Origin of the sequence: Mucilaginibacter sp. PAMB04274 (assembly GCF_039634385.2) — a bacterium.
GTDB lineage: Bacteria > Bacteroidota > Bacteroidia > Sphingobacteriales > Sphingobacteriaceae > Mucilaginibacter.
The window spans coordinates 41,383-58,901 of record NZ_CP155081.2 but is presented as its reverse complement, the minus strand read 5'-3'; the positions used below and the strand labels follow the sequence as shown (position 1 = coordinate 58,901).

Here is a 17,519-nt window from a genome sequence, read left to right as displayed (position 1 = left end):
CTAATATGTTAAGAACCGCACTCGGCTTTTTTTTTGCTTTCTTAATCACGTCATCGTTGGCTATGGCTCAGCAAACCGACAGTTTGCGCCGTGCTACCGATAGTTTAGCCCGGGTGGCGGCCCAAAAACTGCAACGTACAACCGACAGTTTGCGCCGTGCCGACAGCCTGCGCCGCGACAGTATAAAAATTGATACCAACCTGGTTAACCGTTACCGTGTTGATCCTAGGCGCAATGCCCTGCCCCAACGTTTGCGACCCGTACAAATACTCCCCGAGGTGATACCCGTTACCATGCTCGATTATAAGGTAAGCTACTGGCACAAGGCGGTGATTTTTGGTATAAACTTTAACCAAGCGGGCTTTAGTGATAACTGGACGGGTGGTGGTGTAAACGCCTTTGCACTAGGTGGCAACCTCGATTATAAACTGGAGTATAACAAACAGCCATTTGTATATACATCGCAGCTTATTTTACAATACGGCAAAACCAAAAACAAGAACCAGATGAGCCGAAAAAGCAACGACCGTATTTTTTGGGATAACAAGATAGCCACACAACTTTCTAAAAGCTGGTTCTTTTTCGGATCTTTAAGCTTTGAATCGCAGTTTGATAAGGGCTTTAATTACGATGCCAACAATAAGCGTTCACCCATACTCATTTCACAGTTTATGGCGCCTGGTTATGTAACCGAGTCATTAGGTTTGGAGTATAAGCCAACCAACTATTTTGATTTACGTATAGGTACCGGTACCGCAAGGCAAACGTTTGTATTAACTGATAAGCTAAAATATACATTATCAAGCACAGGAGACTCTGTTGTTTACAACGTAGTAAAAGGAAGAAGAGTATATAACGAGCTTGCGTTTCAGGTAGTGGCTTTGTTTGACAAGGAAATTATGCAGAACCTGCGTTTTACCAGCCGTTATCAGCTATTTATTCCATACGGCCGCAGCTTCGCTGATATTGATCACCGCCTCGACCTTACTCTGGCGGCCCGGGTAAACCGCTTAATTGCAGTAACCATTACCGGCGTAGCTTTGTATGACCAGGATGCCAACAAAAACTCAGGAAGAGACCCGGGCATTCAGGCTAACGAAAACCTGGCTATAGGCGTTCTGTATCGGTTCCCATAAAGTAATCACTTATTACATAACAGGGTTGCAGCTAACAATGCAAGTTGAACCCTAACTGGTCGTTCTGCTTTTTCAAGAACCAACCCCACCTTGTCAACCGCAGCAAATATATTACTCTTGTCGCACTGATCGTTAGTCATTAGTAGGCCGGTTTCATTCACAACCGGCAGCTCCAGCTCATTATACGCGGGCAGGGTTACAAATTAATTTACAGCTAAGGCTTCACTGCACAGGCACCAGCTCGGCCAAGGGGCAAAGCCCGGCGCTTTTTTATCGGCAAGTGAGGCTTGTTGATAGCCTATGTAACCTTTTTCACTGGCGTGTATTCGCAAACGAGTTATTTAATCTTAAATCCAACCTTGTGTAATAGCACTGGCTACCAGCTCGGGCGTTGACGCCAGACCTGTTTTTTTAAGAATATTTTTACGGTGAGTAGATACGGTTGCAGTGCTTATAAACAGCCTCATTCCAATTTCTTTACTGGTGCAACCTTCCGTTAATAAGATGACAATCTGCCTTTCGCGCCGGCTTAATGACTCGAGAAAAGATGCACAAGCTGCTTTTCCGCCAACATTTATATAGGAGGGCTCCCCTTGCATACCAATAAAAGATAACGTGGGGGTACCATCTCTTTTTAAGTAGGTAATGTCTGTATGAACACAAAGTGTATTTACAAAAATGCCACTTTGGTCAGGGATGATATTAAGCATTTGATGTAAAATCCTGATATATTTCCCATCCGCTCTTTTTATCCTGAAATCATATCTAACCTTGTATTTTACAATCCTTTCCTCCTCCATAGGGTTGAAGAATTTAACTACCTGCTTTTCAAAAAGCATAAAATAAGGAAGATCATCAGGATGTATCAGGCTTAAAAAGAACGGTGCATTAATTTGTTCTATCCTATATCCAAGTATACCTGGCATTTCCGGACTGATAAACTCAAAGTCCATTCTTCGGATATTAAACATATAATGGTAAAAGCTGCCTACACAAAAGAGATGCAACAGGCTTTGGTGTAATTCTATTTCAGCCGCCAGGCCTTTAAGGCGTTCGTCTGATGCTATAGTGGCCCATATTTTTTGAGCTTCCTGATAAATTGCAGGATTGGTGTATTGCATATGCTTGCTTTAAAAAGAAACAGTTTAGATGCAAAATACAAGTGCCCTATTCATATAATACCCATTTGTGGGTATTGATAGCGCATTAACAGCTCAATATTTTTGTGTGATGATTAATGTATGAATTTAATAAATTAATTATAAAACCAAAAAATTAACACTAAACCTATCACAATTATGAAGCTTAAAAACTTACTTCTGCTTGTTTTATTAATGGCAAGTATGCAGTTGTACGCCCAAGAGCGTTCGGTATTCCGCAAAGGTTATTTAAGGCTAGGTCTCAATCAGTTAGGAAGCGATTTAAGCCCAAACCTTACACCCAGAGAAAATATTTTTGATGGCCGCTTTGGCGCCGGAACCGGGTACGTATTGGAGCAAGGTCACATATACTATTTTAAGAAAAATGCTACCCTTATTAATTATGGTTTAGACTGGACTATAATTTCATTGAATTACAATAAAATGGATGAATGGGAAAACTATGCCATGGCAGCCGGTGCACCAAATGCTTATGTGGATGGTACTAAAATAGCAGCAGCGGCATCTACTAAGTTAGGACCCGTTATCTCGTTTAACCCGCTTGAAAAGCTGGTTGTTGATTTACGTTTTCAGATAGCACCTACGTTGCGTTTTTTCGACTTTAATTATTCGGATGGAGATGAGAATACAGGTAACGACCGTTATTTTTCTTTCACCAATAATGCGCAGGATGACTTTGACGGAGAAAGTGTGAAAAACCGTATATCCTTTGGTGTTGCCACCAACTTTGGTATCACCCTACGCCGCCAGGCTATTGGGCTGTCACTCGATTATGTATCGGGCAAGGTAAATAGCAATTACGAAGCTTATGACAGCAAAGCAGGCAATACCTTCGGTAAACAAAAAATACCAGCGCATAACCTGCAATTAAAGCTGAGTTTTACGCTATAATTATTATGCAAAATGCCGGTAAGCTACCGGTTAGGCTTAACCACTACCGGGGCTGATTGAGGCCGCGGTGCAAAGCCCGGGGCCTTTTTTACCAATAGGTAAGGCTGTTTATTTTTATCAAGCGTCCTGATAACCTTGTAATCGCCGGTGCGGGTTAAATTGATCATATCCTGGTGCTGCAGCACTTGGCCGCCTTCGTCTTTAATAGGCAAATTGATTTCTGTTTTATTACCCGTTATTGTTACTGTTTTGGGTACTGGCTGTTGCTTGGGGTAGCCTGTTAAAGGCAAGATGGAAACTGCCGCTACAGTATAAATTTTAATTGCAAATTGTTGAAAGGCGTTCATATTAATGCTGTTAATAAAGCAATATACTAAAAGATGCCAATAACTAATTATTTAGTTAATTTAATTAACTAAATCCACGCTCAATATCTGTTACTAATTTCTTATTTATCGATTGCCGACTTCCTTTAAGGAGGGCTTCGTGCTGTGGTCCTCTCTTTTTTGTTCAAGTTTCCGCACCCACTCTACCTACACTAAACCTCATTTCCTGCAACTTACAATCCGTAACTTACAACAAAAAAACTTACCTTTGTAACCTCAAAATAAAGCACAAAGCAAGCATGTTTGAAAATCTTTCCGATAAGTTAGACAGGGCGTTTAAAGTCCTGAAAGGACAGGGAACCATTACAGAGATCAACGTGGCCGAAACCATGAAGGAAATTAGAAAAGCCTTACTGGACGCCGACGTGAACTATAAAACAGCCAAAGCCTTTACAGATGATGTAAGGCAGAAAGCACTGGGCGAAAACGTATTAACTACCATTTCGCCGGGCCAATTGCTCACCAAGATCATGAATGATGAGCTGACCACCCTAATGGGTGGCACCACGGCCGAACTGAATTTTCCGGCTACGCCTACTGTTATCCTCATTGCAGGTTTGAACGGTGCGGGTAAAACCACTTTTAGCGGTAAGCTGGCTAACTTTTTAAAAACGCAGAAAAACAAAAAGCCTTTATTGGTTGCTGATGACGTTTACCGCCCAGCGGCTATTACCCAGCTACAGGTTTTGGGTGAGCAGGTAGGCATACCGGTTTACGCCAACCTGGAAAGTAAAGACCCCGTAGCTATAGCCCGCGAAGGTATTGCACAGGCTAAGCAAAACGGCAACAACGTGGTTATTATTGATACCGCCGGCCGTTTAGCTATTGATGAGGCCATGATGCAGGAAATTGAGCAGATTAAAGCTGCCGTTAATCCGCACGAAATACTTTTTGTGGTAGATGCCATGACCGGTCAGGATGCGGTGAACACGGCAAAGGTATTTAACGACCGCCTGGACTTTACCGGCGCCGTATTAACCAAGCTGGATGGTGATACCCGCGGTGGTGCGGCCTTGTCTATTAAATCGGTAGTCAACAAGCCAATCAAGTTCATAGGCACGGGCGAAAAGATGGAAGCGCTTGACGTTTTCCACCCCGACCGTATGGCCTCGCGTATTTTAGGCATGGGCGACGTGGTATCGCTCGTAGAGCGTGCCCAGCAGCAGTTTGACGAAAAAGAAGCTGCCGAACTGCAAAAGAAGATTAGGAAGAACAAGTTCGACTTTAACGACTTTTACAGCCAGATACAGCAGATCAAAAAAATGGGTAACATGAAAGATCTGATGGGCATGATACCGGGCGTAGGCAAAATGATGAAGGATGTAGAGATTGGTGATGATGCGTTCAAGAACATCGAAGCCATTATATCATCCATGACCCCGTTTGAGAAATCGAACCCTGATAGCATTAACCAAAGCCGCCGTGCACGTATAGCCAAAGGCTCAGGCACCGATTTGCAGGAAGTAAACCGCCTGATCAAGCAATTTGAAGACATGCGCAAGATCATGAAACAAGTAAGCAACCCCGCCGCCATGGCCAACATGATGCGCAGAATGCCGAAAATGTAGTTGAATTAGAGTCAAGACTCGTTAAATAACAAAACCGCCATGCTGATAAAGTGTGGCGGTTTTGTTATTTAAAACAGAAAAAGAAAAAATCGTTTTTAATATTATCAGATTGGGTCTAGTATTATTACCTTAGATTAACCTAGTAATTAAACTTAAACAAAACCCATTCCAATAATGGCTCAACTGCAAGCAATCTCTACAAATCTTTTAACATTAACAGACGAAAATCGAACAAGCACTAGAGAGAAAGTCGAAAACACACTAACATCGGAACTTATTATTGGTATATGTGCGCCTATTGGCTCAATGCGAGAAATTGTCATTAAAACAATAGAAAATGTTTTGACAAATACTTATGATTATGAGGTTGAAAAAATAAAGTTAAGCCAATTTATAGAAGAATACACTCCTACAACATTTACTTCTCAACCAGGTCAAACAGACGCTTTTACTCTATTTAAAACTAAAATAGATGGAGGCGACCATCTAAGGAAAAGTTCAGGAAGTAACTCATGCCTTGTTGAACTAGCTATATTGCATATACTAAAAGATCGATTGGGACCAAATGTACCGTTAAGTGGTGATTTAAGTAGCGCTATTCAAAATTTAAAAAGTCGAAGGAAGTGTTATATAATTGATTCCTTAAAAAATAAGGAAGAGCTTGAATTGTTACGATCCGTCTATGGTAGCATATTTTATTGCTTTAGTATTTTTTCGCCAGAAGAAGAAAGAAGATTGATTTTGAGTAAAAAAGGGTTATCAGGCCCTGAAATTGACAGGTTAATAACAACAGATGAATTTGAGAATAATTCTCACGGGCAAAATGTAAGAAACACCTTCATTGAAGGAGACTTTTTTGTTAGAATTTCAAAAAACAATGAAGATGTGCTACAAAGGAAGGTAGAAAGATTTTTAAATATCATATTTGAAAGTGAAATAGTAACACCGACACCAAATGAGATAGCGATGTATGAAGCTAAGTCGGCAGCAGGTAATTCAGCATGTCTATCTAGACAAGTAGGTGCTGCAATTACAAATGAAAAAGGAGAAATAATATCTAGAGGGTGGAATGATGTACCAAAGTTTGGAGGAAATCTTTACAAAGATGGAGATCCTGAAGACCATCGTTGTATAACTACAGGCGTTTGCTCAAACGACTTAAAAAAAGACGACGTAACAATAGATATTGTTAAAAACTTAGTGACAAATTTAAAATTAAAGGAAGTATTATTTGGTGGTCGAGATATTAGCGAAGAAAATGATATTTTCAAAACAATAGAACAAGTTGTACGAAAGAATTCCAAAGTAAAGGATTTGATTGAATTTTCTCGATCAGTACACGCAGAGATGCATGCTATTATTATTGGAAGTCAATTAGGCGGAAGGAGAATGATTGATGGAAAGTTATTTTGTACTACATATCCCTGTCACAATTGTGCAAGGCATATTATAGTAGCTGGTATAAAAGAGATTTATTACATTGAGCCATATAAAAAAAGTCTAGGGACCATTTTACATGAGGATGCATTAACTGAAAAAGAAGATAGTCAAACAAAAACAAAAATACTCATGTTTGATGGAGTAGCACCAAGAAGGTATTTAGAATTTTTTACGCAACGAAGTGAAAGAAAAGATAACAGCGGATTAATGATAAGGAAAGATAAGAGCACGATTTCTCCTAAATCTAGATTAACTTTGCAATCATTACCAACATTAGAAATGCAGTCTATTCATTCACTCACCGAATCTGGATTTTTACAGGCATGAAAAAGACAAATAACAATAAACAATTAAAGATTGACTTTTCTGCAAAAAGCCCCTCTCAAAAGAGCGCAGTTACGGCTAAAGTTGTAAATATTAGTATCCATTCAAGGCGAAGCTTTGCTTCGTTTATTGTAAAAAATTCAAAATCATTTTAATTAATATTATTTTCTATACTTGTTGGATAACCCCATGCATTAGCGCACGCATGACATATGTGCCAGCAATAAGCCCAAGAACTCTTAAATCCACAAAACCGCCATGCTGACCTATCAACATGGCGGTTTTACCTAACGTGTAACAAGGCACAAACGTTAAAACTAGTTAGCGTACATCACCTTTTACCTTGGCGGCAGTGCTACGGCCAGGTAAATAAATTTGTAAACCAAAGCTTAAGTTCAGATTACTTTGGGCGCCTGCGTCGCCAAAACCAGCAACGCCATTGTATTTCAACAAAGTCTCTAACCCAATGTTAGGTGTAATAAAATAGGCAAAGCCCGGTCCGAAACCATAATCCAGGCCATTAGTATGGCCACCGCCATCGCTTACGTTAATACCGCCTACACCTAAATTAGCTTCACCAAAGAACCGGCCATGGCGCAGTACATTTACATCGGCACCAGAGTAGTATCGGCCTAAGCCACCTACGCCGTATTTAATGGTGGTGCTGGAATTGTGCGCAGTTTGAAGGCCAAAGTTTACATAGCCACCCAGTGCAATATTATCCTGAATAAACCAAGCCGCCTTTGGCGTGATATCAAAGCTGATTACTTTCGAATCGTCCAGCCCTAAACTCAGGTTGGCAAAGTTACCGCCAACCAAAACATTACCACGTTGAATTTGAGCACGAACCAACGTGACAGATGTAAGTAGAACAAGTACTGTTAAAAGAGTAAATTTTTTCATTTAGCTTATTTTTATTTAACCATTAATTAAGTGAGGGACAATTGTACATCTTATTTGTTTTAAAGGATAATTATTGAAGGTTTTCTGCACCTGTATAAGGGGCGATAGGATTGGGGCTTAGAGTTTTAAATACAGGCACAACTTTTGCCGCAATTGAAACCTAACAATCTACAAGAACGATGAAAAGCTTTGAAGAATTAAAACCCATAGCCGAACGCTATCTGCAAGAACTGATTGCCAAGGATAAGAACCAATCCGAAATCGAATTTCCGTTTGATGAAGAAGGCGTAAGGTATGAAGCCAAGTACGTGCTTAATAAAGAAGACGGCCAATGGCAGCCCGAATTTATAAAACCGTTTACTACTAAGGTTCTGTAAACAGCGGTAGCCTTATTACTGCTCGTCGCATAATCTGCGCCGTAGCAAAATACAAAAACAGCTTTGACAACTGCTTTCAGGAGCGTTTCGAAGCTGTTTTTATTTTATAGATGTATTCTTCGCAGAATCTAAATAGGGTTATCCATCTACGAAAAGCTTACGTGTGGTGCATAACCCAAAAACAGCATACATACGCGGCTATAAGGCATCATGGTTGTTCCTCGCTTTGTTTCCCCACCTTTGGGGATGTAATTCAACAGCAACAGGGTTAAGTATACCCACCTCAAATATTGCCCTAAGCAATGTTATTGATGTTTTCTCATTGTTTCTTCTAAATTAACCATTGTTTTCTCAATAAATAACCGTTTTGGTTACCAACCCGCGCAATTACTGTGTAGCGGCATATATGTTGCCTATATTCAAGCATAATTGATTAAAAAAACTATAACCCCTAATTAAGATGACACGTAAATTCACTCAAACTGCTGCGTTACTGATATCAGCTGCTGCTATGTTCTTTACTAGCTGCAAAAGCTATAATGTTGCTTCACGTTTCAACTCAAAATATATAAGTGCAAATAGCGGTAAGTTAAATGCAACAGTACCCGAGAATTTTGAACTAGGCTATACCATGCTGGCCTTAACCGATCTTGCTCAGAAAGACACTTCCATTATTAACCAAAATACGGCTTATTACCGTGAGTTAATGGCCTGGTTTAACAAATACAAAGACAACAAAGGCGTTAAGCAACTTAATGCCGACCTAAGCCGTAACCCTAAACTGGTAAAAAGCTACTTAGATGGTTTATATGCTTTCCAACTGAATGATGGCCGTTTTGCTTTAAAAAGCAGCTACCGTATAGATTTAAACAAGGTTGATTTTAAGCGCTACGCCATCCTGCTCGAAAAGTTCTACAAAGCAACTAACTTTCACGAGTTTTATGCACAGCACGCCGATTTGTACACTCAAATGGTGCAAAAGGCTAATAGCACTTATACTTATGAAGAGGCACAAAAAACCGTAAATGGAGCTGTTAAAGGCTACCAGGTAGTATTATCGCCGTTAACCAAAGGCTATGCAGGTACAATGGAAATTAAAGGACATGCTTACAGCGAGTGCATCATTTTCCCTCGCCTGGCTGTAGAAGGCAGGAGCTATGCCATGAAAGAAGCTATCAAAGGTCCAAAATCAGAATAAATAAAAACAACTTTTTAAGAAAAGCCATGCAGATAAAAATTTGCATGGCTTTTTTTGGTAAATAACACCAGATTTGCTTCTCTTAAAATGGATGTTTCCGATTCCTAAGCACATAAAAAAATCTTTAAAAGCGGCGCATAAAGCAGCAAAAATGTAAATTTGCAATAAAAATGAACAGCACAAATTGTGGCACTCTGTAATAAGAAAACGTCATAATTTACCGTTAACATAGCAATGCCTAAAATTAAAAAAGCGCCGTTACTGAAGCCCCAGGCACCCAAGCCCGAGATAAGCGTACTGCTGGCCCGTTATCAGCATGAGCTGATTGAGGCTGGTTGTGATGAGGCTGGCCGGGGTTGCCTGGCAGGGCCGGTATTTGCTGCCGCCGTTATATTACCCCACAATTTTGAGCACAACCTGCTGAACGACTCCAAACAGCTTTGTGAGGCCGACCGTTACCAGCTGCGCACCGAAATTGAGCAACAGGCCGTAGCCTATGCTGTAGCCTCGGTAAGCAATACGGAGATAGATGAGATCAACATCCTGAACGCCTCTTTTTTGGCCATGCACCGCGCTATAGATCAGTTGCACATTAAACCCGAGTTTCTGATTATTGACGGGAACCGTTTTAACAAATATCAAAGCACGCCGCACGAGTGCATTATACAGGGCGATGGCAAATACTTTAGCATTGCGGCAGCCTCTATACTCGCCAAAACTTACCGCGATGACTATATGCAGCAATTGGCACTTGAGCATCCTGAGTATGATTGGCACACTAATAAAGGCTATCCGACCATTAAGCATCGTAATATGGTTATGCAGCATGGATTTACACCGCATCACAGGCGTAGTTTTAATGTCACAAATCCGCAACTAAGTATCTTTTAATTTTGATAAGGCCATAAGGGTTAATATTTTTGTTAGCAACCAATTAGCCTTTGTGAAAATACTTATCATTACCCACCTTGCTCCGTTTCCGCAAAACAGCGGTTATCCTATTGTTGTGGGTAATACCATCAGAGGCCTGGTTAGTTCGGGGCACCAAGTTTCGTTGTTCTCTCTTAACCCCCAGAAACAAAAGTTTGGTCACGATACTACCGATGACCTGATTAGCCATATCAACTACTACTGCCACAGCATCGATACCAGCATTTCACTGAAGCACGCGGTTATGAGCTTGTTTAACAGTAAGCTTTATACGATTGACAGGTTTTATAATGCAGAGTTTGAACGCCTGCTGGTGAAAGAGGTTAACGAGGGCAATTACGATATTATTCAGTTTGAAGGATTGTTTGTAACACGTTACCTGCCTGCCTTACGTAAGGTAACCAAGGCGAAGCTTATTTACCGCGCCCACCACATTGAGTATCTGGTTTGGGAGCGGCTGGCCCGGCAAAAAAACGATCCGATTAAAAAGTATTATTTGCGTTTAATTGCCAAGCGCATCAAACAGTTCGAATTAAAGCAATTTGATGAGTTTAACGCCATTGCCGTATTTACTAATCAGGATAAAGAAATGATCAAACAGCACACATCAGCAGCGGTAGCCGTTGAGATCATTCCGGTAGGCTTGAACCTGTCCCGCTATAATCCCGATTATCTTAAAACGGAGTTTCCGAGTCTGTTCTTTTTAGGCGCTATGGATTGGATGCCTAACCGCGAGGGTATAGAGTGGTTTTTAGAAAATTTTTCGAATGAGCTGGTACACGGCGATCTTAATGCACGCTTTTACGTGGCAGGTAACGACATTCCGGAACGCTTTGATGACTATGAGGTGGTGGGCAAGATTTTTATACACGGCGAAGTTGACGACGCGCTGGAGTTTGTAAATGCCAGAGCCATCATGATTGTCCCGTTGCTATCGGGCGGTGGTATGCGGGTTAAGATTGTAGAGGGCATGGCCATGCAAAAATGTATTATTTCTACATCATTAGGGGCAGAAGGTATTAATTACAAGAACGGAGAGAACATCCTTATTGCCAATACGCCCGAGGAGTTTTACAAAGCTATTAAACGCTGCATAACCGATGAGAATTATTGCAAGCAAATAGGTTTAAACGCACGTAAGCTGGTGGAGGAAGAACACGATACACACAAAATAAATGAGCGCCTGGTCAATTTTTACCAGCAAACGCTTTTAGCCTGATATTGAGTCTATTTTTCCGTACTTTTGCGGCCAGAATTATCCGCAATGAAGAATACTGCTTTAACCGATATACATATACGCGAAGGTGCTAAAATGGTACCTTTTGCCGGTTACAATATGCCCGTACAATATGCAGGCATTAATGCTGAACATGATACCGTACGCAAAGCCGTAGGCGTGTTTGATGTAAGCCACATGGGTGAATTTATCCTGAAAGGTGATAAAGCGCTTGATTTGATACAGCACGTAACCAGCAACGATGCCTCTAAACTATATGATGGTAAAGTGCAATACTCTTGCCTGCCTAACGAGCAAGGTGGTATTGTGGATGATTTGTTAGTTTACCGCATTGACGAAAAAACGTATATGCTGGTCGTCAACGCTTCCAACATTGAAAAAGACTGGAACTGGATAAGCAAATACAACACTTACGGTGTGGAGATGAAAGACATTTCAGACCGCACCTCGTTGCTGGCTATACAGGGTCCAAAAGCTACTGAAGCTTTGCAGAGCCTCACCGAAATTGACCTTGGGTCAATGGAATACTATTCTTTTAAAAAGGGCAAATTTGCCGGCATAGATAACGTGGTAGTATCGGCCACCGGCTATACGGGTGCCGGCGGTTTTGAGATCTATTTTGACAACGAGCACGCTGAGGAAATATGGGCAGCTGTATTTAAAGCAGGTGAGCCGTTTGGCATAAAGCCAATTGGGCTGGGTGCACGCGATACCCTGCGCCTGGAAATGGGTTTTTGCTTATATGGTAATGATATTGACGATACTACTTCGCCATTAGAGGCCGGCTTGGGCTGGATCACTAAATTTACCAAGCCCTTTACCAATTCAGAAGCTTTACAAGCACAGAAACAGCAAGGCATTACCAAAAAGTTAGTAGGCTTTGAAATGATTGAGCGCGGCATACCTCGTCATGATTATGAAATTGTGGATGCCGAAGGCAATTCAATAGGCCGGGTAACATCAGGTACACAGTCGCCATCTTTGCAAAAAGCTATTGGTATGGGTTACGTTAACATGCCTTTTTCTAAAGAAGGCAGCGAGATCTTTATTAAGATACGCGACAATAAAGTAAAAGCCCTGGTTGTTAAACTGCCGTTTGCACCTAAAACAGGCGCATAACTTATAGACATTTATTCAGCATTTGTTGTGATTAATGAAATAGAAAACCAGTTGATGGTTACCGGAACTAAAAGCCTGGAAGTTTGCCTTACCCCTGCATTGCTGCCGCTGTACAATGTTGAAAATTACATTGTTGTTATTATCGATATTTTTCGGGCCACATCTTCCATTTGTTACGGCATAGAAAATGGTGCCGAGGCCATTATCCCGGTATCGGAAGTTGAGGAGTGTGCCGCTTACCGCGAAAAGGGCATGGGCTACCTGCTGGCCGCCGAGCGTAACGGTGAAGTGGTTTCCGGATTTGATTTTGGGAACTCCCCTTTTGCTTATACGCCCGAAAAAGTTGCCGGCAAAACGGTTGTTTTAACCACCACCAACGGTACTCATGCATTACACTTGTCTCGTAAAGCAAAAAGAATTGTAATAGGTTCTTTCCTGAACCTAACAGCGCTGAGCAACTGGCTAAAAATACAGCACGAAAGCATTTTACTGGTATGCGCCGGCTGGAAAAACAACTTTAACCTGGAGGATACGCTGTTTGCCGGTGCGGTTATTGAACATCTCAAGGAAGGCAAATACAAACTGGACGACCCAGCCCTGGCCGCAAATGATCTGTACCAATTAGGCAAACACGATATTGGCGAGTATCTGCAAAAAACCTCTCACGGCGAACGCTTAAAGAAATTGGGAATTGAAAAAGATATTGCTTTTTGCCTGCAAGTAGACTTAACTACCGCTATACCGGTGTTAGAAGGCGAGAAGCTGGTAAAGCTGTAAAAAAACATTAACAATTAATAAAAAAAGGTCTGCCAATATACTTCACAGACCTTTTTGTTTGATAACAGCAATCACATGCCTCTGCTTTGCCGACGTTTCCTTAACACCGCTCTAAAAACAAAAAAGAGAAGGATGGATATCATCACTACCGGCCAAATAGTGATGATGCCAAAAAAGATATCTTGTAGTAACTGCCAGCTTTGATTTACAGCCGATTTAAACTTATAACCAAAACCATCACCCTCATTTTTGCCTACAGTGCTTTGGGTAAAAAAGGTGATCTCTAACGAGCTGTAAGCAATTTGTTTGTTGAGATAGTTAAGCTGGCCTTGTGTAGTTTCTATATTGGTTCTAATTTCGGTTAGCTTATTTTCCACTTCCAAAATGTCGGCCATTTTGCCGGCTTTTTGTAGCAAAGCCTTGTATCGGTCTTCCAATAATTTTTGGTTGTTTAGCCGGGTGCTTATATCTATGTATTCGGTGGTTACATCTTTTATGCGGATGCTTTTAGATTCAATACGATCAGCACTTGCCGATACGTCGCTTATAAACCGGTCGAAGTTTTGGGCTGGTATACGTACTTTAAGTATGTACTCCTTGCGTTGCACATCAGCATTATTATTTTCGCTTTCTTCATCTATATAGCCTCCCAATTTATTTAACGTATCTGTTATTATTTTGCGAGCGGTTTTTAAATTATTAATTTCAAGGCTAATCTCTCCTTCCTTAATAACTTTTTTATCTATAGAAACCCCGTTAGCAACTACTGGTTGAGCATTCGCCGCCGGCGGTGCAAGCATTATCTCTTGAGTTCGATATTGTTCATCAGCTTTTACCATAGGTGGTGGAAATTTTACTGAGTCAACACGTGAGCGATTGCCGTTTTGGCAAGCCGTGATATACAGGCAGGCAAGTATTAAGATATAAAGCTTCATAAAACTAAGGTTTGAGTTTCTCATTATTACGGTGCCTGTCGGCATCACGTATGCTTTTTTTCTCTAAGTTCTTGTTCAATGCATGAGTCAGATCAATACCGGTTTGATTAGCCAGGCAAATGAGCACAAACAGCACGTCGGCCATTTCATCGGCAAGGTTTACTTCCGTATCCGATTTTTTGAACGACTGCTCGCCATATTGCCGGGCCATAATGCGGGCCACTTCACCCACTTCTTCCATCAGGATAGCGGTGTTGGTAAGCTCGTTAAAATAGCGTATACCCGTTGTATTAATCCACTGATCAACCAGTTGCTGGGCTTCTTTAATAGTCATGAGAGCTAATATGCAAAAATTAGTAAGCAAAAAAGGACATACTACTTAGCATGTCCTTTTTTTTGTCAGGTTAAACTGATGGTTAATGGTCCCATTTAAAGCCAGCAGTTGAAAATTCCATTTCTTTTAAACCAGCTTCGTAAAATTCAGCTTGAATAAGTACCTTTTTTGCAGTCTTTAAGTTTTTAATAAACTTTTTCTCGTTACCAATAAAAATCAGGTCTGAACTCCCGCTTGACGGCTCGCTGCATGGAAATGTCATGGCCTTATTGTCGTCAAACCGCACTTTTACTGTACCGCCGTCTATACCCACAATAAATTGCCCTTTAGTAATGCTTAGCAAAACTTCATTGCTGTTATCTTGTTTTCTGACTAGAATGCTGGCTGTCGACCCGCCATCATACGGAAATTCAAAATCCAGTTGATTGTCTGAATCGATAGAGGCAAAGTACTTCTTCTTCGAAGTCATTTTATCAACCTCATTAGTGTAGTTCCATTTTGTACTGCTACCTTCGGATTTACCCGCCTCTTTTTTGGCCCCGTCAACCCCAGTCGTGTCAGCGTTTTTCGAATCGGTGGCAGGGCCGCCGCATGCCGAAAGTAAACTACCAAGAATTAATAATGTAAAAATTTGTTTCATAAAGATTTGTTGAATTTTTTGGTAAATATAAACTTTTGTTTAGTGTTAGCAAGGTGTCCAAATAAATTTTTACTAATTATTTTAGTTAACGGCAGCGCCTCTAAAAAAATGCGGTGTAACCTTGCTTACTTATCCGTTTTTCTTAGGGCTAATCCCTAAATTTGCGCGCAACAAAAAAGCAAATTGATGAGTTTCAGAACCGAACATGACACCATGGGCGCGGTACAAGTACCGGCCGATAAATACTGGGGTGCGCAAACCGAGCGCTCACGTAACAATTTCAAAATAGGACCAGAGGCCTCTATGCCTAAGGAAATTATTGCGGCTTTTGCTTATTTAAAAAAGGCGGCTGCCTACACCAATACCGATTTGGGCGTACTACCGGCCGAAAAGCGCGATCTTATTGCGCAGGTTTGTGACGAGATTTTAGCAGGCGAGTTAGCCAGCGAGTTCCCGTTAGTAATTTGGCAAACCGGTTCGGGTACCCAATCAAACATGAATGTGAATGAGGTGGTAGCCAACCGTGCACACGTGCTGCAAGGCAATCAACTGGGCGAAGGCAAAACCTTTATCCACCCCAATGATGACGTGAACAAATCACAATCATCAAACGATACTTATCCAACCGCTATGCACATTGCGGCTTATAAAATACTGATGGATGTAACCATCCCCGGTGTTGAAAAGCTGCGCGACTCGCTGAAAAGAAAATCAGAAGCGTTTAAAGACGTGGTAAAAATTGGCCGTACCCACCTGATGGATGCTACGCCGTTAACGTTAGGTCAGGAGTTTTCGGGTTACGTATCACAACTGGACCACGGCTTGCGTGCGCTGCGCAACACTTTGGCTCACCTATCAGAACTGGCCTTGGGCGGCACTGCGGTAGGTACCGGTATTAATACCCCTAAAGGTTATGATGTAAAAGTTGCCGAGTACATTGCACAATTCACCGGCTTACCATTCATCACTGCCGAAAACAAATTTGAGGCACTGGCTGCTCATGATGCAATTGTGGAAAGCCACGGTGCACTGAAACAAATTGCCGTTTCGTTAATGAAAATTGCTAATGATATCCGTATGCTGGCATCCGGCCCGCGCTCTGGCATTGGCGAAATCCATATTCCAGATAACGAGCCGGGTTCATCGATCATGCCGGGCAAAGTTAACCCTACCCAAAACGAGGCTGTTACTATGGTAGCGGCCCAGGTTATGGGTAATGATGTGGCTATATCTATAGGCGGTTCTAACGGTCATTACGAATTAAACGTATTTAAGCCGGTTATGGCAGCTAACTTCTTGCAATCGGCCCGTTTAATTGGCGATGCCTGTGTATCATTCACCGACCATTGCTCAGACGGTATTGAGCCAAACTACGAAGGCATTAAAAAGCATTTAGAAAATTCACTGATGCTGGTAACTGCTTTAAACCCGCATATCGGCTACGAAAATGCCGCTAAAATTGCCAAAACAGCTTTAAAAGAAGGCTTATCATTACGCGAGGCGGCCCTTAAACTTGAACTGTTAACCAACGAACAGTTTGACCAATGGGTACGCCCTGAAGATATGATTGGCAGTTTAAAATAAGAAGCCTCTGATAAATCCTCCCCTTAAAAAGGGGAGGACTTTTTTGTTTATGCGCAAACAGCTTTTTACCCTCCGCATTTCATCCTTGAAGCTTATCCTGGCTTTTGGCTCTTGTCTTTTGGCCTTCACTTCTTGCAGTACCAATGCCAATTTACAGGGCCCCGGCCAGGTCTATTTGCAGGGCCAGTGGCAGCAAGACAAGGAACCTCTGGACGCCCAATTGTTAAATTATACTTTATACCGGTTTAAATTTAGCTGTGATTCGTTTTACGTCGTCATGCAAACTTATAGCAAGGTAAATTACGGTGCCGATACCTGTATGAACCGCGGCCAGTGGACAGAATATGCCAAAGGCAATTATGAAGAAAGGAATGATACCCTTCGTTTACGCGGTTTTTTTTGCAACGCTAATTACAGCTTAAAGGATCCGGGCGGCTGTTTTCGTTCGGGCGTGTACGAAGATCAGTTTAAAACCGTTAAGCAGTCAGACTCTGTAATTACTTTAACCAGTACATCAGGCGTTTTAACTTCTAAACTACACTTAATTAAAAGAACTACTTGCGTTCCCAAACCATTGTAA

General features: G+C 41.5%; 18 protein-coding genes. 12 read left to right on the top strand and 6 right to left on the bottom strand.

The features are described 5' to 3' along the window. The first annotated feature begins 5 nt into the window (after positions 1 to 5). A complete protein-coding gene (locus ABDD95_RS00280; RefSeq protein WP_345949899.1) occupies positions 6 to 1,136 on the top strand; it encodes a DUF3078 domain-containing protein in 1,131 nt (376 codons plus the stop codon). Positions 1,137 to 1,483: 347 nt separating this feature from the next. On the opposite strand, the gene ABDD95_RS00275 is transcribed toward ABDD95_RS00280, so the two are convergent. Further along, complete coding sequence (locus ABDD95_RS00275) at positions 1,484 to 2,257, bottom strand: LuxR C-terminal-related transcriptional regulator (protein ID WP_345949898.1); 774 nt, start codon at positions 2,255 to 2,257, stop codon at positions 1,484 to 1,486. A 177-nt stretch (positions 2,258 to 2,434) separates the two neighbouring features. On the opposite strand from ABDD95_RS00275, the gene ABDD95_RS00270 reads away from it, so the two are divergent. Continuing rightward, positions 2,435 to 3,187, top strand: a complete 753-nt coding sequence (locus ABDD95_RS00270; RefSeq protein ID WP_345949897.1) for a hypothetical protein — start codon at positions 2,435 to 2,437, stop codon at positions 3,185 to 3,187. 23 nt (positions 3,188 to 3,210) lie between these two features. Here the strand turns inward: ABDD95_RS00270 and ABDD95_RS00265 are convergent, their stop codons facing one another. Beyond that, positions 3,211 to 3,534 (bottom strand): hypothetical protein, encoded by a 324-nt coding sequence (locus ABDD95_RS00265; RefSeq protein WP_345949896.1) that lies wholly within the window; start codon positions 3,532 to 3,534, stop codon positions 3,211 to 3,213. A gap of 278 nt (positions 3,535 to 3,812) precedes the next feature. Between ABDD95_RS00265 and ffh the strand changes: the two genes are divergently transcribed. Further along, on the top strand, positions 3,813 to 5,141 hold the full coding sequence (gene ffh, locus ABDD95_RS00260) for a signal recognition particle protein (RefSeq protein WP_345949895.1): 1,329 nt from the start codon (positions 3,813 to 3,815) through the stop codon (positions 5,139 to 5,141). A gap of 174 nt (positions 5,142 to 5,315) precedes the next feature. Continuing rightward, positions 5,316 to 6,908, top strand: coding sequence for an anti-phage dCTP deaminase (locus ABDD95_RS00255; RefSeq protein ID WP_345949894.1), 1,593 nt, complete (start codon positions 5,316 to 5,318; stop codon positions 6,906 to 6,908). Between the two features lie 318 nt (positions 6,909 to 7,226). On the opposite strand, the gene ABDD95_RS00250 is transcribed toward ABDD95_RS00255, so the two are convergent. Continuing rightward, a complete protein-coding gene (locus ABDD95_RS00250) occupies positions 7,227 to 7,808 on the bottom strand; it encodes a hypothetical protein (protein ID WP_345949893.1) in 582 nt (193 codons plus the stop codon). A gap of 179 nt (positions 7,809 to 7,987) precedes the next feature. Between ABDD95_RS00250 and ABDD95_RS00245 the strand changes: the two genes are divergently transcribed. From ABDD95_RS00245 to ABDD95_RS00220, 6 genes are all read left to right on the top strand, one after another. Continuing rightward, positions 7,988 to 8,185, top strand: a complete 198-nt coding sequence (locus tag ABDD95_RS00245) for a hypothetical protein (RefSeq protein WP_345949892.1) — start codon at positions 7,988 to 7,990, stop codon at positions 8,183 to 8,185. Positions 8,186 to 8,645: 460 nt separating this feature from the next. Continuing rightward, positions 8,646 to 9,383: a DUF4932 domain-containing protein gene (locus ABDD95_RS00240; RefSeq protein WP_345949891.1), complete on the top strand. Its 738-nt coding sequence runs from the start codon at positions 8,646 to 8,648 to the stop codon at positions 9,381 to 9,383. 234 nt (positions 9,384 to 9,617) lie between these two features. Next, positions 9,618 to 10,274: a ribonuclease HII gene (locus ABDD95_RS00235; protein WP_345949890.1), complete on the top strand. Its 657-nt coding sequence runs from the start codon at positions 9,618 to 9,620 to the stop codon at positions 10,272 to 10,274. A gap of 52 nt (positions 10,275 to 10,326) precedes the next feature. Then, positions 10,327 to 11,532 (top strand): glycosyltransferase family 4 protein, encoded by a 1,206-nt coding sequence (locus ABDD95_RS00230; protein ID WP_345949889.1) that lies wholly within the window; start codon positions 10,327 to 10,329, stop codon positions 11,530 to 11,532. A gap of 45 nt (positions 11,533 to 11,577) precedes the next feature. Next, complete coding sequence (gcvT, locus tag ABDD95_RS00225; RefSeq protein ID WP_345949888.1) at positions 11,578 to 12,669, top strand: glycine cleavage system aminomethyltransferase GcvT; 1,092 nt, start codon at positions 11,578 to 11,580, stop codon at positions 12,667 to 12,669. A gap of 54 nt (positions 12,670 to 12,723) precedes the next feature. Then, on the top strand, positions 12,724 to 13,446 hold the full coding sequence (locus tag ABDD95_RS00220; protein ID WP_345952128.1) for a 2-phosphosulfolactate phosphatase: 723 nt from the start codon (positions 12,724 to 12,726) through the stop codon (positions 13,444 to 13,446). Positions 13,447 to 13,517: 71 nt separating this feature from the next. Here ABDD95_RS00220 and ABDD95_RS00215 read toward each other — a convergent pair whose 3' ends face one another. From ABDD95_RS00215 to ABDD95_RS00205, 3 genes are all read right to left on the bottom strand, one after another. Further along, complete coding sequence (locus ABDD95_RS00215; RefSeq protein WP_345949887.1) at positions 13,518 to 14,381, bottom strand: DUF4349 domain-containing protein; 864 nt, start codon at positions 14,379 to 14,381, stop codon at positions 13,518 to 13,520. A gap of 4 nt (positions 14,382 to 14,385) precedes the next feature. Continuing rightward, positions 14,386 to 14,715 (bottom strand): nucleotide pyrophosphohydrolase, encoded by a 330-nt coding sequence (locus ABDD95_RS00210; protein ID WP_345949886.1) that lies wholly within the window; start codon positions 14,713 to 14,715, stop codon positions 14,386 to 14,388. A gap of 82 nt (positions 14,716 to 14,797) precedes the next feature. Next, positions 14,798 to 15,355 carry a hypothetical protein gene (locus ABDD95_RS00205; protein ID WP_345949885.1) on the bottom strand — a complete coding sequence of 186 codons (558 nt, stop codon included), beginning with the start codon at positions 15,353 to 15,355 and terminating at the stop codon, positions 14,798 to 14,800. Between the two features lie 186 nt (positions 15,356 to 15,541). Between ABDD95_RS00205 and fumC the strand changes: the two genes are divergently transcribed. Next, positions 15,542 to 16,939 (top strand): class II fumarate hydratase, encoded by a 1,398-nt coding sequence (gene fumC, locus ABDD95_RS00200; RefSeq protein ID WP_345949884.1) that lies wholly within the window; start codon positions 15,542 to 15,544, stop codon positions 16,937 to 16,939. A gap of 49 nt (positions 16,940 to 16,988) precedes the next feature. Continuing rightward, positions 16,989 to 17,519, top strand: coding sequence for a fumarate hydratase (locus ABDD95_RS00195; protein ID WP_345949883.1), 531 nt, complete (start codon positions 16,989 to 16,991; stop codon positions 17,517 to 17,519).

What these genes read in the sequence shown, in the direction of transcription:
- ABDD95_RS00280 (WP_345949899.1), top strand. Translation starts at nt 6, where the DNA reads ATGTTAAGAACCGCACTCGGCTTTTTTTTTGCTTTCTTAATCACGTCA.
- ffh (WP_345949895.1), top strand. Translation starts at nt 3,813, where the DNA reads ATGTTTGAAAATCTTTCCGATAAGTTAGACAGGGCGTTTAAAGTCCTG.
- ABDD95_RS00195 (WP_345949883.1), top strand. Translation starts at nt 16,989, where the DNA reads ATGCGCAAACAGCTTTTTACCCTCCGCATTTCATCCTTGAAGCTTATC.
- ABDD95_RS00210 (WP_345949886.1), bottom strand. Translation starts at nt 14,715, where the DNA reads ATGACTATTAAAGAAGCCCAGCAACTGGTTGATCAGTGGATTAATACA.
- ABDD95_RS00250 (WP_345949893.1), bottom strand. Translation starts at nt 7,808, where the DNA reads ATGAAAAAATTTACTCTTTTAACAGTACTTGTTCTACTTACATCTGTC.
- ABDD95_RS00205 (WP_345949885.1), bottom strand. Translation starts at nt 15,355, where the DNA reads ATGAAACAAATTTTTACATTATTAATTCTTGGTAGTTTACTTTCGGCA.
- ABDD95_RS00235 (WP_345949890.1), top strand. Translation starts at nt 9,618, where the DNA reads ATGCCTAAAATTAAAAAAGCGCCGTTACTGAAGCCCCAGGCACCCAAG.
- fumC (WP_345949884.1), top strand. Translation starts at nt 15,542, where the DNA reads ATGAGTTTCAGAACCGAACATGACACCATGGGCGCGGTACAAGTACCG.
- ABDD95_RS00265 (WP_345949896.1), bottom strand. Translation starts at nt 3,534, where the DNA reads ATGAACGCCTTTCAACAATTTGCAATTAAAATTTATACTGTAGCGGCA.
- ABDD95_RS00220 (WP_345952128.1), top strand. Translation starts at nt 12,724, where the DNA reads ATGGTTACCGGAACTAAAAGCCTGGAAGTTTGCCTTACCCCTGCATTG.
- ABDD95_RS00240 (WP_345949891.1), top strand. Translation starts at nt 8,646, where the DNA reads ATGACACGTAAATTCACTCAAACTGCTGCGTTACTGATATCAGCTGCT.
- ABDD95_RS00270 (WP_345949897.1), top strand. Translation starts at nt 2,435, where the DNA reads ATGAAGCTTAAAAACTTACTTCTGCTTGTTTTATTAATGGCAAGTATG.
- ABDD95_RS00255 (WP_345949894.1), top strand. Translation starts at nt 5,316, where the DNA reads ATGGCTCAACTGCAAGCAATCTCTACAAATCTTTTAACATTAACAGAC.
- ABDD95_RS00245 (WP_345949892.1), top strand. Translation starts at nt 7,988, where the DNA reads ATGAAAAGCTTTGAAGAATTAAAACCCATAGCCGAACGCTATCTGCAA.
- gcvT (WP_345949888.1), top strand. Translation starts at nt 11,578, where the DNA reads ATGAAGAATACTGCTTTAACCGATATACATATACGCGAAGGTGCTAAA.
- ABDD95_RS00215 (WP_345949887.1), bottom strand. Translation starts at nt 14,381, where the DNA reads ATGAAGCTTTATATCTTAATACTTGCCTGCCTGTATATCACGGCTTGC.
- ABDD95_RS00275 (WP_345949898.1), bottom strand. Translation starts at nt 2,257, where the DNA reads ATGCAATACACCAATCCTGCAATTTATCAGGAAGCTCAAAAAATATGG.